Source organism: Streptomyces sp. BJ20, from assembly GCF_022869105.1.
GTDB classification, from domain to species: Bacteria; Actinomycetota; Actinomycetes; order Streptomycetales; family Streptomycetaceae; genus Streptomyces; species Streptomyces griseoincarnatus.
This window is the reverse complement of record NZ_CP094918.1, coordinates 3,880,878-3,897,172: the sequence shown is the minus strand read 5'-3', so window position 1 is coordinate 3,897,172 and position 16,295 is coordinate 3,880,878. Positions and strand designations below refer to the sequence as shown.

Below are 16,295 nucleotides of genomic sequence, written 5' to 3'. Positions count from 1 at the left end.
TGAACATAGCTCGTGCGGGTGCCAGATCCACTTCTGTCCCGGCAATACCGTCCGTCACAATGTCCGGGTGCGGGCGACTGGTCCCGCAAAGTCTCCTGACCGGGCAGGAAACGGGCATGTCAGAGCCCGGTTCGGGCATGGTGCGACGGCCCAACACACAGGGCCTTGTGGCATTCTGGTGGCGCCGACCGATCAACGTCGGTTCGTGGAACCAAGAGTTCAGGTGGACATGCGGCCCGGAGAGCACATGGAGGCCACTTCCGGCACCCCGGCCCCGTTCCCCGGTTCCGGCGCCGTCGAGGCCGACGGGATCCGCGTGATACCCGAGGCCGTCCGCGCCGCGGCTCGACAGGCACCCGGCCACTGGATCGGCGTGGTGGATCCGGAGTGGACCGAGGAGCGGACCCCGCCGGAGTGGGCGGTGCTGGGGGAGTGGCGGTCGGACGACGACGGTGACGTCGGCGCCTATCGCGCCAACCCCGCGTACCGCCCCTCCGCCCGCGCCCTCGGCTGGCCCGAGCCCACCGACCCCGTGGACGCGGCGGCACAGCGCGCCGCGACCGGATACGGCTCCGTCGAGGAGGCCGTCGTCGCTCTGGCGGCCGCCGAGGTCACCGTCGTGGCGGGGCCTGACGGCATCCCGCTCGTCGCCGCCGGGCAGGACGGAGAATCCGTGGTGCTCGTGTTCACCTCACCGGCCCACGCGTTCATGTCCCCCACACTTCGCCATGACACCCTTCCCGTCCGGGATCTGATCCGTTCCCTGGCCCATTCCCCCGCCGTCTCGCTGCTGGTCAACGCCGGTGCGGTCGCCCCCCTCCTCGTTCCGGCGAACCGCGTCCCGGCGGACCGCGGCGAGGACCCAGCAGGCTCCTCGCCCCACACCTCCGGGAGGTACCCGTGACACGTCCGACGCAACAGCCCTCCGCGTCCCCGGCTGCGCGCACGGAGTCCGGTCCTCACGGCGAGCGGACCTCCTCCGCCGAACCCCGCACGAGTACGTCGGCCGAGGAGCGCACCGAGCCCGCCGTCACGGCCGAAAGCGCGGCCGGGTCCGGCACGCACGTCGCGGCCGAGCCTTCCTCCGGCCCCGGTTCCGGCGGTGGCGCGGAGCCCGCTCCCGCGGCGAAGCCCGACTCCGAGGCCGCACCGGCGAGTGAGGCCGAAGCCCTGGAGGAGGAGAAGGCCGAGGCCGCCGCCCCTGCGACGGCCTCGGGAACCCGGACCGCCACCGACACCGACACCGACGCCGGCGGCGCCTCCGTCGCCACGAGCCGGCTCCCCCTGCTCGTACGGACCATCACCGCCACGGCCATCGACAAACCCGACGACGCGGCCAAGCCGGTGGGACGGCCGGGCCGGGCGGTGCTGGCCGGCGCCGCGATCGGAGGCTCACTGCTCGTCGCGGTGCCGTTCCTGCTCCTCGGGGCGGACGACGGCAAGGAGGAGAGGGCGTCGACGACCGCGGCGACGGTCCTCGGCGGGGACAAGGAGAACGAGACGGGCGACTTCGCGGTCAGCTCTCCTGAGCCTCACGACTCGGCGGTCAACAAGGAGACGCAGAAACCGAAGGCGGTACCGGGATCGACGCCCGACGCCGGAAGCGGGAAGAACGACGGCCCGGACAAGGCCGCCGAGGACGCGGCGAAGAAGACGGAAGCGCAGAAGAAGGCGGAGGCGGATAAGGCTCGGGAGAGGGCGGACGCCGCCGAGAACTCCTCGAAGGACACCGCCAGGAAGGCCGAGGGGAACGCCCCCGCGGGGCCGGCTCTCGGCTTCCCCGTGTCGTTCCACAGCCACCTCTCCGGCCTCTGCATCGACGTACCCGGCAGCGACTTCTCCGACGGGAAGGCACTGTGGATGTGGCCCTGCAACAACGCCGACGCGCAGAAGTTCCAGTTCGCCTCCGACGGCACTCTCCGCACGCAGGGACTCTGCATGGACGTGGCGGGCGCCAACTTCACCAAGGGCACCACCATCCAGCTCGCACGCTGCACCGGCGTCGCCGCGCAGCAATTCGCACTCAACGAGGCCCACGACCTCGTGAACACGGTCGTGGGCATGTGCGTCGAGATCGAAGGCCACGACCGCAACGCCAAGGCCCGTGTGCAACTGTGGACCTGCACAGGGCTGGACAACCAGAAATGGAGCGTCTGAACCGGTGAGCGGCCGTCCGCTGCCCGTTCGACGGCGCCCTGCCCAAGACGCAGACTGAGCAAGGAGGTTCGCGCGTGTCGCGCCAGGTACTGTCGGTCGGTCCCGACGACCGGGACCGTTTCCGGACGATCGGTGAGGCACTCGCCGCGGCCCGCACCGGCGCGCTCATCAGCGTCCGGCCCGGGACGTACGCGGAGAACCTGGTGATCCACACCCGGGTCACCCTCACCGCCGCCGAAGGACGGGGCACCGTGGAGATCCGGCCCCGGTCGGGCAGCGTCCTCGCGCTGCGCGCCGATGCCGTGATGCTCTCGGAGCTGACCCTGCGCGGCAGTGACGCCGAGGCACCCGCCGTGGACGTACGGCGCGGCCAGGCCGCGCTCGACGGCTGCGAGATAGCCGGCGCCGCCTGGACGGCGATGCTGGCCGGCGGCACGGGCTCGTTGGCGCTGCGGGACTGCCGGGTGAGCAACTCCCAGGGCGCGGCCGTCGTGGTCACCTCGACCACGCCGACCACCGTGGAGAGCTGCACCCTGGAGCACCTCGGCACCAGCGGCCTGGTCATCGCCGAGCAGGGCGAGGCCCGGGTCCGGGGCTGCACGGTGCGTGACGCCCGTGGCAACGGCATCCTCGCCAACGGCGAGGCCCGCGGCTCGGTCGAGGACTGCGACATCTCCTCGACCGACAAGCCGTCCCTCGCCCTGGAGGGCAACTCCGCCCTCACCGTGAGCCGCACGGTCGTGCACGACACCGCCCATGGCGTCCACCTGAGCAGCGGCGGCCGCACGATGCTGGAGGACGTCCGGATCACCGGCGCGTCCGGCACCGGCGTCACCCTGGCCGCGGGCACCGACCCGGTACTGCGCCGCTGCCGCGTCTCCCGTACCCGGGGCCACGGTGTGGTCGTCACCGACCGGGCGCGGGGAACCTTCGAGGACTGCTGGGTGGACGGCGCCCAGGGTGTGGCACTGCGGGTCGCCGGCGCGGCCTCCCCGGCACTGACCGGCCTGACCGTCCGCGACTGCGCCGAGACGGCCGTACTCCTGGAGGAGGACGCGGCGGCGGAGCTGGACCGGCTGGAGGTCATCGGCGGCGCCCCGGCGATCGCGCTGCGCGCCGGGGCCAACCCGCTGCTGCGCCGGGCGCGCCTCGTGGAGCCGTCGGGTGACGGCATCACCGCCGCCAAGGACGCCCGCGGCCGCATCGAGGACTGCGAGATCGTCCAGCCGGCCGGCTCCGGCGTGCGCGTCGCCGGCGGCAGCACCCTGTACCTGGCCGGTGGCGGCGTCTTCGACGCCACCGACAGCGGCCTCGTCCTGGAGGACGGCGGCAACGTCACCGTCCGGGACTTCCGCGTGGAGAGATCCGGCGCGGACGGCATCGTCGTCGACGCCGGCGGCGAACTGACCGCCAACCGCACCTCCGTGCACACCTCGCAGGGCCACGGCCTCCTGCTCCGCGACGGCGCCATCGCCTCGCTCAGCGGGTGCGAGGCGGCCGGCGGGGCACAGGACGGATTCCGCGTGGAGTCCACCGCGTCGATCTCGCTCGTCAACTGCCTCGCCCGGGAGAACGCCGGCGGTGGCCTCGTCCAGACCACCCCCGGCGAGCGGCTCGCCGTGGAAGGGCTCACCAGCACCGGCAACGGCAAGCGCGACGCCTGGGGATCGGGCAGCGCCGAGAACACCGACCCGGCGGGCTCGGGGGCCGCGGACACACCCGCCAAGGACCGGCCCGACGGCCCGCTGGGCGCCCTGAACGCGCTGATCGGCCTGGACAACGTCAAGGAACAGGTCCGTACCCTGGTCAACCTCACCCAGCTCGCCCAGCGACGCGAACAACTCGGCATGTCGGCCCCGCCGATGAGCCGCCACCTGGTCTTCACCGGCCCGCCCGGCACCGGCAAGACCACCGTCGCCCGCCTCTACGGAGCGATCCTCGCCGAACTCGGATCGCTCCGTGACGGACACCTTGTGGAGGTCTCGCGCGCCGACCTCGTCGCCCAGGTCGTCGGCGGTACGGCGATCAAGACGACCGAGACCTTCGAACGGGCCCTCGGAGGCGTCCTCTTCGTCGACGAGGCGTACACCCTCACCTCGGACAGCGGACACGGCGGCGCCGACTTCGGCCGTGAGGCCGTGGACACGCTGCTGAAGCTGATGGAGGACCACCGCGACGACGTCGTCGTCATCGTCGCCGGCTACACCGACGAGATGACCCGGTTCCTCGCCTCCAACCCCGGCCTCGGGTCGCGCTTCTCCCGCACGGTCGAGTTCGAGAACTACACCGTGCCCGAACTGGTCGCCATCATGGAGAGCATGTGCGCCGCGCACCAGTACGAGCTGGGCGAGGGCACGGCGGCGGCGTTGGCCGCCCACTTCGAGGCGATGCCCCGGGGCGCCGACTTCGGCAACGGCCGTGCCGCGCGCGGTGTCTTCGAGGAGATGGTGGACCGGCAGGCGGTCCGGCTCGCCACGCTCCAGCAGGTCGGCGAGCGCGACCTGCGTCTGCTGCTGCCGCAGGACGTCTCCGCGGCAGCTGCCGAGCAGGCCGTGGAGTCGGGCGTACCGGACAACGACCCGCTGACCCGCCTCGGCGACATGGTCGGCCTGGCCGACGTCAAGCGCGACGTCACGGACCTGGTCAACCTCATCACCACGGCGCGCCACCGCGCCGCCGCCGGACTGCCGGTGCCCTCGCTCAGCCACCACCTCGTCTTCACCGGTCCGCCGGGCACGGGCAAGACCACCGTCGCCCGGCTCTACGGCGAGATCCTCGGCCAGTTGGGCATCCTGCAGCGCGGCCAGCTGGTCGAGGCGGCCCGCGCCGATCTGGTGGGCCGCTACGTCGGACACACCGCCCAGCTCACCCGGGAGGTCTTCGACCGGGCCCGCGGCGGCGTCCTGTTCATCGACGAGGCGTACACCCTCACCCCGCGCGGCGGCGGCAACGACTTCGGCCAGGAAGCGGTGGACACGCTGCTGAAACTGATGGAGGACCACCGCGACGAGGTCGTGGTCATCGTCGCCGGCTACACCGACGAGATGGAGCGCTTCCTCGCCTCCAACCCCGGGCTGGCCTCGCGCTTCCCGCGCCGGGTCGCCTTCGCCGACTACTCCTCGGAGGAACTGGTCACCATCGTGCGCGCCCAGGCCTCCGCCATGGGCTACGAGTGCGGTCCCGGAACCGGGCCGCTGCTGCGGGAGTACTTCGACTCGCTGCCCCGCGACCGGTCCTTCGGCAACGCCCGCCTGGCCCGGCAGATGGTGGAAGCGATGGTCACCCGGCAGGCCGGGCGGCTCAGTTCGCTCGCCGCGCCCACACTGGAGGATCTGCGGGGCCTGCTGCCGGAGGACGTCACCGCCGCGATCCCGAAGGCGGCCCGGTGAAGCGCCGTGGGCCGGGCGCGGTCCGCCCGCTGTGCGGCGCTGCGCTGGCCGCGGCCCTGCTGCTGCCCGTGGCCGCGCCCGCCGCGGCCGGGCAGGCGAGCGCGGTGCCCGCCGCCGACGGCAAGCGCCAGGAGCTGCCGCCCATGCCCTCCGCACTCGACGCCCGCGCCGACGCCGTGGAGTGCACCGCGGCCTCGCGCGAGAAGGCCGAGAAGCAGGACTGGTCGCGCCAGCGCCTGGACCTGGCCCGGGTGCACCAGCACGGCACCGGAGCGGGTACGACCGTCGCCCTGGTCGACACCGGAGTCAGCACCGACGCCGCCGGACTCGGCGGGCGGGTCACCGCCCGGGGCGCTGCCGGTGACGACTGCGTCGGACACGGCACCTTCCTCGCCGGGCTGATCGTCGGGGAGGGCTGGGGCAGGACCCGGCTGCCCGGCGTCGCGCCGGAGGCGGAGCTGCTGGCCCTGCGCGGCACCGACGAACGCGGCTCGGCCGACGCCGCGCTGGTCGCGGGGGCGGTGCGCGACGCGACCGCCGCCGGCGCCGACGTGATCGCCGTCGGGGTGGCCCTGCCGGAGCGGGACAAGGAACTGACCGCCGCGGTCGCAGAGGCGGTCGACGCGGGAGCGGTGGTGGTCGCCGCCGCCACCCCCGATCCGCCGCACGCCGGCGCCACGCGGGAGACGCCGGCCCGCACCTATTGGCCGGCCGGCGAGCCCGGGGTGCTCTCCGTCGCCGACATGCTCCCCAGCGGGGCCCGTCCGGGTGACGCCCTGCCGACCGACGGCGTCGACCTCGTCGCGCCCGGCGCCGGCGTGGTCTCCGGCGGCCCGCGCGGCGACGGGCACTACCTGGGGGCCGGCGCCTCCGTCGCCGCCGCCTACACCGCCGGGACCGCCGCGCTGATCCGCGCCGCCCGCCCGGACGACACCCCCGAGGAGATCGTCCGCCGGCTGACGGCCACCGCCTACCCGGCGGACATCCCGCAGCTCGACGCCTACGCCGCCCTCACCACCGTGCTGGGCGACGCCCCCGTCCGGGCACAGGCCGCCGCGGGACCGGTGACCGTACGGGACACCGCGTCCGCGGACCGGGCGGCGAACCGCGCCGCGGTCTTCGTGCTCCTCGGCACCGCCGGCGTCCTCGCCGTGCTCTGGGCCGTCGTCGCCGTCCCGCGGGCCCGCGCCCGTGGCTGGCGCCCGGCGGACACCGGACGGGACTGAGCACCGGACCCGCCCCTTCCACGATGCCCGTGGGCGGTCACCCAGGTGACCGCCCACGGGCGTCTCGCGTGCCGCAGCCTGTCAGCCCACCGGTGTGCCGTCCGCCAGCGCCGTCTGAATGAGCTGAGCCTTGCGGCGGGCGACGTGCAGGGCACGGCCGGGCGGGAGGTTGCGCGGCTTGGTGTTGCCGAAGAGGTTGCCCTCGGTGGGCGGGCAGGACAGCAGCACCGCCGGGTTGTTGGCCTCGTCGAGGCGGCGCAGCAGCGCGTCGCTCATGGCGCGGCCCGCGCCCATCGCGCTGCGTGCGACGACCATGTGCAGGCCCATCTCGAAGCCGAGGGCCAGGTGCTCGAAGAGCGGCTCGAAGGGGCTCTGGAAGGAGTTGCCGGAGACCATGTCGTAGTCGTCGACGAGGACGAACAGGCGCGGGCCCGTCCACCAGTCGCACCGGCGCATCCGGGACGGCGCGATGTCCGCCCCCGGCACCCGGGTCTTCATCGCGCGGGCCGCGCCCTCGACCGTCTCCTTGAGGTTGTCCAGGGAGATCACGTGCCCGATGCGGTACTCCTCGGGGATCGTGTCCACCAGCGTACGGCGGTAGTCGACCACGATGATCTTCGCCTCGTTGGGCGCGTACCGGGCGGTGATGCCCTCGGTGATCCGGCGCATCAGGTTGGTCTTGCCGCTCTCCGTGTCGCCGATCACGGTCAGGTGCGGCGTGCGGCTGAAGTCGTGCCAGACCGGCTCCAGGGCATCCTGGTCGATGCCGAGCGCCAGCCGCATGCCGCCGCCCTCCGTGGTCTGCGGGGCGGGGAGTTCGGCCACCGGCAGCCGGTGCGGCAGCATCCGGACCTGCGGGGCGGACGGACCCGTCCAGTGCCGGGAGATCTCGGAGACCAGATGGGCGACACCCTCGCCGAGGTCTTCCAGAGAGCCGCTGCCGTCGATGCGGGGCAGGGCCGAAAGGAAGTGCATCTTGCTGTCGGGGGTGATGCCGCGCCCTCCGGTGCGGGGCACCGAGCGGGCCTTGCGGGTGTCGATCTCGGAGTCCATCGGGTCACCCATCCGCAGTTCCAGACGGGTGGCCGACTGGTCGCGGACCTGAGCGGACAGCTCCACCCAGCGGGTCGTGCCGATCAGCAGGTGGATGCCGTAGTTGAGGCCGCGGGCGGCCAGCTCGTTGAACTTCGGCACCAGGTCGTCGTAGTCCTGGCGGACCGTCGACCAGCCGTCGACCACCATGAACACGTCGCCGAAGGGATCGTCGGGGAACTCCCCGGCGGCCCGGCGGCGACGGTAGGACTGCATCGAATCGACGGCGTGGTCCACGAACAACTGCTCGCGGCGGGCCAGCAGCGTCATCACCTCGGCGACCGCCCGGTGCACGCGCTCCGGATTGAGCCTGGCCGCGACCCCGCCGACGTGCGGGAGGGAGGCCAGCTGGGAGAGACCGCCGCCGCCGAAGTCGAGGCAGTAGAACTGCACCTCGGCCGGAGTGTGGGTGAGCGCCAGGGCGGCGATCAGCGTGCGGATCAGGGTGGACTTGCCGCTCTGCGACCCGCCCGCGATGGCCACGTGGCCGCCGGCCCCGGACAGGTCCACCACGTGTGGGTCACGGCGTTGCTCGAAGGGCTTGTCGACCAGGGCGACCGGCACACGCAGCCGGCCGGTGCCGGGCCAGCCCTCGGCGGTCAGACCCCGCTCGGGGTCGGCGACGACGCCGGGCAGCAGCTCGTCCAGTGGCACGGGCGCGTCCAGCGGCGGCAGCCACACCTGGTGGGCGGCGGGACCGGAGTCGCGCAGCCGGTCCAGGGCCACGTCGAGCAGGGTCTCCTCCTCGCCGGTCTCGGAAGTGACCGGCTCGGGCTCCGGCAGCGCCTCCGGGGCACGCGGCACGACCCAGCCGCTGGTCCACGGCACCACCTGGCTGGCGACCCGGGCCCGGGCCACCGCACCGGTGCGGCGGGTGTAGGTGCCGGACGAGTAGGCGGCGCGGAACCGGGTCAGCGACTCCACGCCGGACTTGAGGTAGCCGTTGCCCGGCGCGGAGGGCAGCTGGTAGGCGTCCGGCACACCCAGCACACCGCGGCTCTCCATCGCGGAGAAGGTGCGCAGGCCGATCCGGTACGACAGATGGCTCTCCAGCTGGTGCATGCGGCCCTCGTCCAGGCGCTGCGAGGCGAGCAGCAGATGGACGCCGAGCGAACGGCCGAGGCGGCCGATCATGACGAACAGGTCCATGAATTCGCGGTGCGAGGACAGAAGTTCACTGAACTCGTCGACCACAACGAACAGGCTGGGCAGCGGCACCAGATCGGCGCCGCCCGCGCGGGCCCGCTCGTACTCCAGCGCGGAGGTGTAGTTGCCGGCCGCGCGCAGCAGCTCCTGCCGGCGCATCAGTTCGCCGTGCAGCGCGTCCTGCATGCGCTCCACGAGGGCGGCCTCGTCCGCCAGGTTGGTGATGACGGCGGAGGTGTGCGGAAGCTCCTCCAGGCCGAGGAAGGTGGCGCCGCCCTTGAAGTCGACGAGGACGAAGTTGAGGGTCTCCGAGGAGTTGGTCAGCGCAAGGCCGAGGACCAGGGTGCGCAGCAGTTCGCTCTTGCCGGAGCCGGTGGCGCCGATGAGCAGGCCGTGCGGGCCCATGCCGCCCTGTGCGGACTCCTTGATGTCCAGCTCGACCGGGCGGCCGTCGATGCCGACGGCCACCGGCACCCGCAGCCGGGCGGAACCGGTCTGCCGGGCGAAGTGGGCCCGTGCGTCGTGCCGGTGCAGGTCGGGAATGCCGAGCAGCGTGGTCAGCTCGATATCCGTCTCCAGCGGCTGGGCTATGTCGGTGCCCAGACTCATCCGGCGGGCTGCGAGCAACCGGGCCAGGGACTCGGCGCCCAGCGGGCCGAGCCGGTCGGGACGGCCCAGCGGCACCGACCGCTCCTTGCGGCTGCGGTCGGTGCGCACCAGGCTGATCGTGTCGGGCCCCACCGTCAGGCGCAGGGTGTTGCGGCCCGGACGCCAGGCCATGGCGCCGGACACGTCCAGGACCAGCGCGTTGCGGTAGCCGTACCCGGTCCAGCGGTGGCCCTCGGGGACGGTGACGCCGTCCAGGACCACGACGGTGAACGGCTCGTCACGGCCGGGCCGGGCGTCCGGGTCGAAGCCGGGCCTCTCGGCGAACTCGCTGCCGAGCAGGTCGTCGAGTTCGGTGAGGTCCGCGGTGACCCGGCGGACCGGTCCGGCCCCGTCCTCCTCCTGCGGGTCGAGAACGTGCGGCAGCCACTTCACCCACTCCCAGTCGGAACGCCGGTCGTCACTGACGCAGAAGGCGAGCCACAGCTCCTCGGGGGCGTGGAAGACGGCGAGTTGCGCGATCAAGGCACGCACCAGGGACACCGGAGCCTCGTCGGCGGGACCGGCCGGACGCGCCCCCGCACCCGTGACGGTCTCCTCCGTCCGCACCCCCTCGTCGGCACGGCCGAGCGTCTGACCCTGGGGCGGGACCTCCGCGACGTGACCGCCCTCGTCGGCGGGATCCTCGGGGCGCAGCAGGATGCGGGCCGAAGAACGCAGGTAGAGACCGAGGGGCTGCTCGGGAATGGTCGAGTAGGCGCGTATGAAGCGGCGCAGGGCGTGCGCACACAGCGGTTCCAGGTCCTCGACGGGCCGGGTCGAGACGGGGTTGAGGGACAGGGCGAGTTGCTGCTCGCCCACCGCGATGCGGACCTCGCCGAAGTCCTCGTCCGCCGGGCGCCGTTCCCACAGCCGTGAGGTGCGCGCCAGGGACCGCAGGGAGCCGGGGTCGGGATGGCGCCAGGCGAGCGCCCGCTGCTGTTCCACGATGGTCGCCCGCACTCGCTTGCGGATCTGCGTCAGGTAACGGAGGTAGTCGCGACGCTCACCCTTCAGCCGCTGCTTGCGCTCGCCGGAGCGGCGCATCAGCTGGCCGAGCAGCATGGCGGCGGCGGAGAGCGCCATGACACCCAGCGCCAGGTACATGAAGACGCCGTTCCCGCCGCCGGGGCGCAGGAACATCAGCATCATCGACATGGACATGAGGGCCATCGGCAGGTATGTCCAGATCGCGGACGTGTCCGGCACGGTCTCGGAGAGGACCGGCGGTTCCTGGAGGGTCAGTTGGCCTTCGGGCATCTCCGGACCGCGCCTGCGGGCGGGTCGGCGAAACAACACCACACTCAAGGACTGAACCTCCGCTATCACTGGGCATTGCGACCCGCACCGCTCATCGGTACCCGGCGGTGGACCGGGTCCTGCCGCGTCGGTTTCGGGCGGCCCGTGGGGCAGCGGAAGTCACGTGGAATTTCCGGGCGGGAATCGGGCACGGGACTTCCGCATCGGGCAACTCCCTTTCCGGGAGCGGTGCGAGGCCCACGACACGATCCGACGGGCGTAGGCAGTAGTCTGCATTCACTGAGCGCGGCCTGTCCACGCGGGGCTGCGTACCGTTCGGTACGCGGCCCCGAATTCCCTGATGTTCTGGCGTCGGGACCCCTCTGCTCCGCCGTGCCCGCGTTCCGTATTCTGCTCCCGCCCCTTCACGTGGAAGTCCTTCTGCCGAAGTCCCCCCACGGATGACGAAAGTTGTGCTGATGACAGACAGCACGGTGGCCGAACTGTGCCGCCTGACCGTACGTGCGCCGCATGTCTCCGTCGACCTGGCCGTGCCCGCCGGAGTACCGGTCTCCGATCTGCTGCCCACCCTGCTGCGGTACGTCGGCGAGGAGGCCGAGGAGGCCGGGCTCGACCACGCCGGCTGGGTGTTGCAGCGGCTGGGTGACGCCCCGCTCGACGAGGAGACCACCCTTGCCCGAGCCGGCCTCGCCGACGGCGACGTCCTGTACCTGCGCCCGCACACCGAGTCCCTCCCCGAGGCCCGTCTCGACGACCTCGTGGACGGCATATCGGACACGGTCGGCCGGCGGATGCGCACCTGGAGCCCGAACGCCGCACGCGGACTGCTCGGCGGCACGGCGGTGGCGACCCTGGCCCTCGCCCTGGTGCTGGTGTTCCGGCCCGGGCTGGACGGCTCCAGCTCGCTGAGGGTGGCCTGCGCCGGTGTGACCGGAGTGCTGGTGCTCGCCGGCGCCGCCTCGGCCAGCCGCGCGGTCGGCGACCGGCTCACGGCAACTGTCCTCGGCCTGCTGGTCGCACCCTGTCTGGCCCTGGCCGGCTGGGTCCTGCCCGGCGGCGACCTCACCGGCCCGGACGCCGCGCGTGTGGTGGGCGCGCGCCTGCTCGCGGCGGGCGCCGCCGGAGCGGGCGGTGCGGTGCTCGCCCTCGCGGCGACCGCCGTCGGGGCGCCGGCCCTGTGCGCCACAGCACTGGTGGCGGTGGCCACCGCCGTCACCGGCACGCTGATCGGCTACGCGGGAATGGAAGCGCCGGCCGCGGTGGCGCTGGTGATGGTGGTCCTGGCACTGGGCGCTGGTGCCGTCGCTCCGTTCGCCTTCAAGCTGGCCGGCATGCGGATGCCCGCACTGCCGTCCTCCGCCGGCGAACTGCAGGAGGGCATCGAGCCCTACGCCGGCGACGAGGTCGCCGAGCGCACCGAGCTGGCCGGACGCTGGGTGACCGCGCTCTTCGCGGCCACCGGCACCGCCGCCGTGGCGGCCCTCGTCGTCCTCGCCGAACACCCCAACCTGCCCGAGGTGCTGACCGCGCTCGTGCTGAGCCTGCTGCTGCTTCTGCACTCCCGCGGCCTGGTCCACATCGGACAGCGGCTGACGCTGGCGCTGCCGGGCGTCGCGGGCCTGCTGCTGCTCGCCCGCGCCTGGGCGGTGGACAGCGACGGCGACACCCGTCTGGTGGTCTTCGCGGTGCTGCTCGCCGCCGCCGCCGGCCTGGTGATCGCCACCTGGACCGTACCGGGGCGTCGAATGCTGCCGTACTGGGGCCGCGCGGCGGAGCTGGCGCACACCGTCTTCGCGGTCGCGCTGCTGCCGCTCAGCCTGTGGGTGGCCGGTCTCTTCGGCTGGCTGCGCGGACTGTTCGGCTAGAGAACGGCATAGGGCGTGCCCGCGCCACCGGGCACATGGACGACGAGAAGAGGAGAGGCCGTGCAGTCCAAGCGTGACCAGGTACAGGCGCACAGCTTCATGATGGGCAGGCTCAGTTCGGGCCTGCTGACGGGCGACCCGGACGCCCCCGAGAGCCCGCTCGGACGCACCACCCGCGGTGTCGTCTTCGGCGTGCTGTTCACCGTCCTCATCGGTGCCGGCACCGTGGTCTACGGCCTGCTGCGCCCCGGCGGGAACGACAGCTGGCGCGACGGCCGGCACCTGGTCGTCAACCGTGACACCGGCGCCCGCTACCTGTGGACCGGCACCGACGGCGTATTGCACCCGGTGCGCAACTACACCTCGGCGCGCCTGATCGGCGGTGCCGACCTGCCGACCGAGGACGTCGGCACCGCCTCGCTGCGGGACGTGCCCGTCGGCGGTCCGGTGGGCATCCCCGGCGCCCCCGACGGCCTGCCGGAGGCCGGGCAACTCGACAACGGGGCCTGGAACATGTGCGTCACCGGCCCGGACGGCGCGGACCCCAGCACCTCTGTGGCGGCCCCCGCCTCGGCCGTCGACAGGGCCGGGGCGACGACGCTGGTGGCCGGCGCCCCGGTCGACACCACGGACATCGCCGCCGACCGCGCGGTGCTGGTGCGCGGCCCGGACAAGACGGAGTATCTGGTGTGGCGGGGCAGCCGGCTGCCCCTGGACGAGAAGTCCGACGCCCGCACCGCGCTCGGCTACGGATCGGAGGAGCCGGTGCCCGTGTCGGCGGCCTTCCTGGACGCGCTGGCCCCCGGCCCCGGACTGCGCTCGCCGGACGTGCCGGGACGCGGGGGCGAGGGCCCGGAGCTCGGCGGCGAGCCCACCCGCATCGGCCAGGTCTTCGAGGTGAGCGTGCCCGGAGGCGAAGGCTCCTACCACCTGCTGCGCAAGGACGGCCTGGTGCCGCTGACCCGGCTCGGCGCCGCCCTGGCGCTGGGCGACCCCGCCACCCAGAAGGACGCCTACCAGGGCGAGTCGCCCGAGGCGCGCACGGTCGGCACCGACGCGCTGCGCGAGCACCAGGCCGAGGACGCCGGCCGGGTGGACACGGCGGGCCTGCCGGACGCGCCCCCGGCTCCGCAGTCCGTACCGCGCGGCAGCGCACTGTGCGCCCAGGTGGACGGCGGCGACGGCGGTGCCCGCATCGGCTCGGTGCTGGCCCCGCTGACCGGACTCGCCCCGGTGGCGGTGTCGGCGGGCACCGACGCCCCCGTGCGGCAGGCGTGCGTACCGACCGACGCCACCGTCGTCCGGCCCGGCCACGGCGCCTTGGTGCGAGCGCTGCACGCCAGCGGCGCCGCCCATGCGGGCACCACCTACCTGGTCGCCGAGAACGGAGTGAAGTACCGCGTCCCCGCCGAGGACTCCCTCAAGGCGCTCGGGTACACCACCGAGGACATCGACTCCGTGCCCGCTCCGCTGCTCGCGACGCTGCCGACCGGCGCGGACCTGGACCCGGACGCCGCCTCCGGCGCCGCGAAGCCCCGCGTCACGGCACCCGACTGCGAGAGGGCCGCGCAGCAGGAGGTGAGGGACACGGGCGGGAAGGCTACGGCTGCGAGCTTCGTCACAGTGGCCCCGTCGGCAACTCCGGACGCAGCGGACACCACGTCACGGTCCCGGCAAGGAACTCAAAGGGGTTTCTGAGGGTGAAAAAGGCGGAGAGGCGGGGCTATTACCGGTCGGGGCAGATGTAGCGCCCGCTGGGTTCGCGAGCCTTTTGTTCATTCTGGTCGCTGTCGAACCTCAGAGAAAGCTCAGAATTCCCGGCCCCGCCACTCTTCCGTGATGTGACCGGATGGCGCGCATATTCCGGCCTGCGGGCCCGCTCGATGGCCGTTCGCGGCTTAGGCGTGCCCGAATGGCGCCCGCATCAGGTCCACCGCCCGCACGGACGCGGCATCACGGACAGTTCGGCCCGGCGAGACTGTTCATCCGATCGAAACCTGCGCTCAACTTCCGGCCCCGACGGATCATTTGAGCCAACCTCCGAACTTCGAAAACTTCCGGAGCGCGTTGCGCGGAACGGGAGCCTCTACTTAGCCTCAGCGGGCAACGGTGCGACGTGATCGCTCGAATGTGATCGCTCGAACGAAGGGAGCGCGACATGGCGGACAGCGCCGCGAGGAAAGCGGACTATGCCAAGGGCCTGGGAGGTGTCTCGTCCCTCGAGACCGCCCGGAGCCAGGTGGAGAAGATCCAGAACAACGTCGCCGAGATCGCCTCGCGTTCAGGCGTCGGCGGCGACGAGGGTCAGGCCCTGCTGAAGCTCTTCCGCAGCTGGAACGCGGAGGCCCAGACGGTCGTCGTCCAGATCAGCAAGATGATCGACGCCCTCCAGGAGAACGTCACCTCCGCCAACCGTCTGGCGCAGGAGAACCAGGACCTCACCGAGGTTCTCAACAGCAAGACCAGTCAGGGCGTCTTCCAGGCGCTGCTCTGACACGTCCAGCGCCGTGCGGCCCTGAGTGAGGCCGCGCTGTTCGAGCCCGCCGGACGCGAGGCGTCCGGCCACCAGAGAGGAGACGTCATGGCCGACGGCATCATCGACGTGCAGTATTCCGTGGTCCGCAAGGCCGTCGAGGAGTTGACGGACCAGACGCAGCAGATCATCACCACCCTCAACAACCTGGAGGACGAGCTGAAGCCGCTCGTCGCCTCCTGGGAGGGTGCGGACCAGGAGATGTACCGCCAGGTGCAGATGCAGTGGGACCAGGCCACCAAGAACATGGCCGTCCTGCTCAACGACAACGGCACCCTGATCCAGTCCATCCACGACAACCACTCCCGCGACGAGCGCCGCAGCGCCGACAACTGGGGCAACGTCCGCGCGCGTTGAGACCCGCCGGGCTCGGCCCGCGTCAGTCACGAGAGGCGGGCGGCGCGCCGTGGCGGTCACGTGCCGGTGTGCCCCCGCCCCTTTCGCAGCCCGTGCATCCGGAACCGAGCGGCAGGAGAGCTTCCGATGGCCGACAACCCCACAGACATCAAGCACTTCGACCTGTCCGCGATGGCGAACTTCCGCGACTACGAGGTCGACAGGGCTCACAAGAGCGCGAAGAGGCACCGCGAAGGGGGCGGGGACGGCGACCCCCGCCCGCTCGGCGACCTCGTCGACGGCCACACCACCGAGGACAACCTCGACCAGAACCAGCAGCTGCTGCGCATCGGCAAGATGGCCACCGATCCACTGGTCTCGGGACCGAAGCTCCTCGAAGGGGTCCGTGAGGCCGCCACAGCTCTCGACACCCTCCTCGGGGACCAGATCGAGCTGTACAAGGAGCTGCGGGAAGCGCTCACCGAGACCATCGAAGGGGCGGAGAAGACCCAGGCCGACAACCTGGACGCGATCGACGCCCAGACGCTGCTGCAGCACTTCGACGAGGTCGACACCCTCACCGCCGGCGGCAGCGGCGGCGGTGACGACACCGACTCCTAGAGAACCCGCATCCCGCGACACTGCC

General features: G+C 72.6%; 10 protein-coding genes. 9 read left to right on the top strand and 1 reads right to left on the bottom strand.

Annotated features, from left to right (window positions below; all coding sequences use genetic code 11):
• The first annotated feature begins 247 nt into the window (after positions 1–247).
• The 4 genes from MTR79_RS17265 (at position 248) to MTR79_RS17250 (ending at position 6,772) form a co-directional block, all read left to right on the top strand.
• Positions 248–904, top strand: a complete 657-nt coding sequence (locus MTR79_RS17265) for a type VII secretion system-associated protein (protein ID WP_244791114.1) — start codon at positions 248–250, stop codon at positions 902–904.
• Positions 901–2,157: an RICIN domain-containing protein gene (locus MTR79_RS17260; RefSeq protein ID WP_244791112.1), complete on the top strand. Its 1,257-nt coding sequence runs from the start codon at positions 901–903 to the stop codon at positions 2,155–2,157. The genes MTR79_RS17265 and MTR79_RS17260 overlap by 4 nt, the downstream gene beginning before the upstream one ends.
• 74 nt (positions 2,158–2,231) lie before the next feature.
• Positions 2,232–5,546, top strand: a complete 3,315-nt coding sequence (locus MTR79_RS17255; protein ID WP_244791110.1) for a right-handed parallel beta-helix repeat-containing protein — start codon at positions 2,232–2,234, stop codon at positions 5,544–5,546.
• Positions 5,543–6,772 carry a S8 family serine peptidase gene (locus MTR79_RS17250; protein WP_244791108.1) on the top strand — a complete coding sequence of 410 codons (1,230 nt, stop codon included), beginning with the start codon at positions 5,543–5,545 and terminating at the stop codon, positions 6,770–6,772. Before MTR79_RS17255 ends, MTR79_RS17250 begins: the two co-directional genes overlap by 4 nt.
• Positions 6,773–6,853: 81 nt before the next feature.
• Here MTR79_RS17250 and eccCa read toward each other — a convergent pair whose 3' ends face one another.
• Positions 6,854–10,915, bottom strand: coding sequence for a type VII secretion protein EccCa (eccCa, locus tag MTR79_RS17245; RefSeq protein WP_244791106.1), 4,062 nt, complete (start codon positions 10,913–10,915; stop codon positions 6,854–6,856).
• Between the two features lie 458 nt (positions 10,916–11,373).
• Here eccCa and eccD point away from each other — a divergent pair, with 458 nt between their 5' ends.
• The 5 genes from eccD (at position 11,374) to MTR79_RS17220 (ending at position 16,270) form a co-directional block, all read left to right on the top strand.
• Positions 11,374–12,780 carry a type VII secretion integral membrane protein EccD gene (eccD, locus tag MTR79_RS17240; RefSeq protein WP_244791104.1) on the top strand — a complete coding sequence of 469 codons (1,407 nt, stop codon included), beginning with the start codon at positions 11,374–11,376 and terminating at the stop codon, positions 12,778–12,780.
• Positions 12,781–12,840: 60 nt separating this feature from the next.
• Entirely contained in the window at positions 12,841–14,478 is a 1,638-nt protein-coding gene (eccB, locus tag MTR79_RS17235; RefSeq protein WP_244791103.1) for a type VII secretion protein EccB, read from the top strand.
• Positions 14,479–14,938: 460 nt separating this feature from the next.
• Entirely contained in the window at positions 14,939–15,274 is a 336-nt protein-coding gene (locus MTR79_RS17230; protein WP_019523856.1) for a hypothetical protein, read from the top strand.
• Positions 15,275–15,361: 87 nt separating this feature from the next.
• Positions 15,362–15,670 carry a WXG100 family type VII secretion target gene (locus tag MTR79_RS17225; protein ID WP_019523857.1) on the top strand — a complete coding sequence of 103 codons (309 nt, stop codon included), beginning with the start codon at positions 15,362–15,364 and terminating at the stop codon, positions 15,668–15,670.
• Between the two features lie 126 nt (positions 15,671–15,796).
• Complete coding sequence (locus tag MTR79_RS17220; RefSeq protein ID WP_189364834.1) at positions 15,797–16,270, top strand: type VII secretion system-associated protein; 474 nt, start codon at positions 15,797–15,799, stop codon at positions 16,268–16,270.
• Positions 16,271–16,295: the final 25 nt, after the last annotated feature.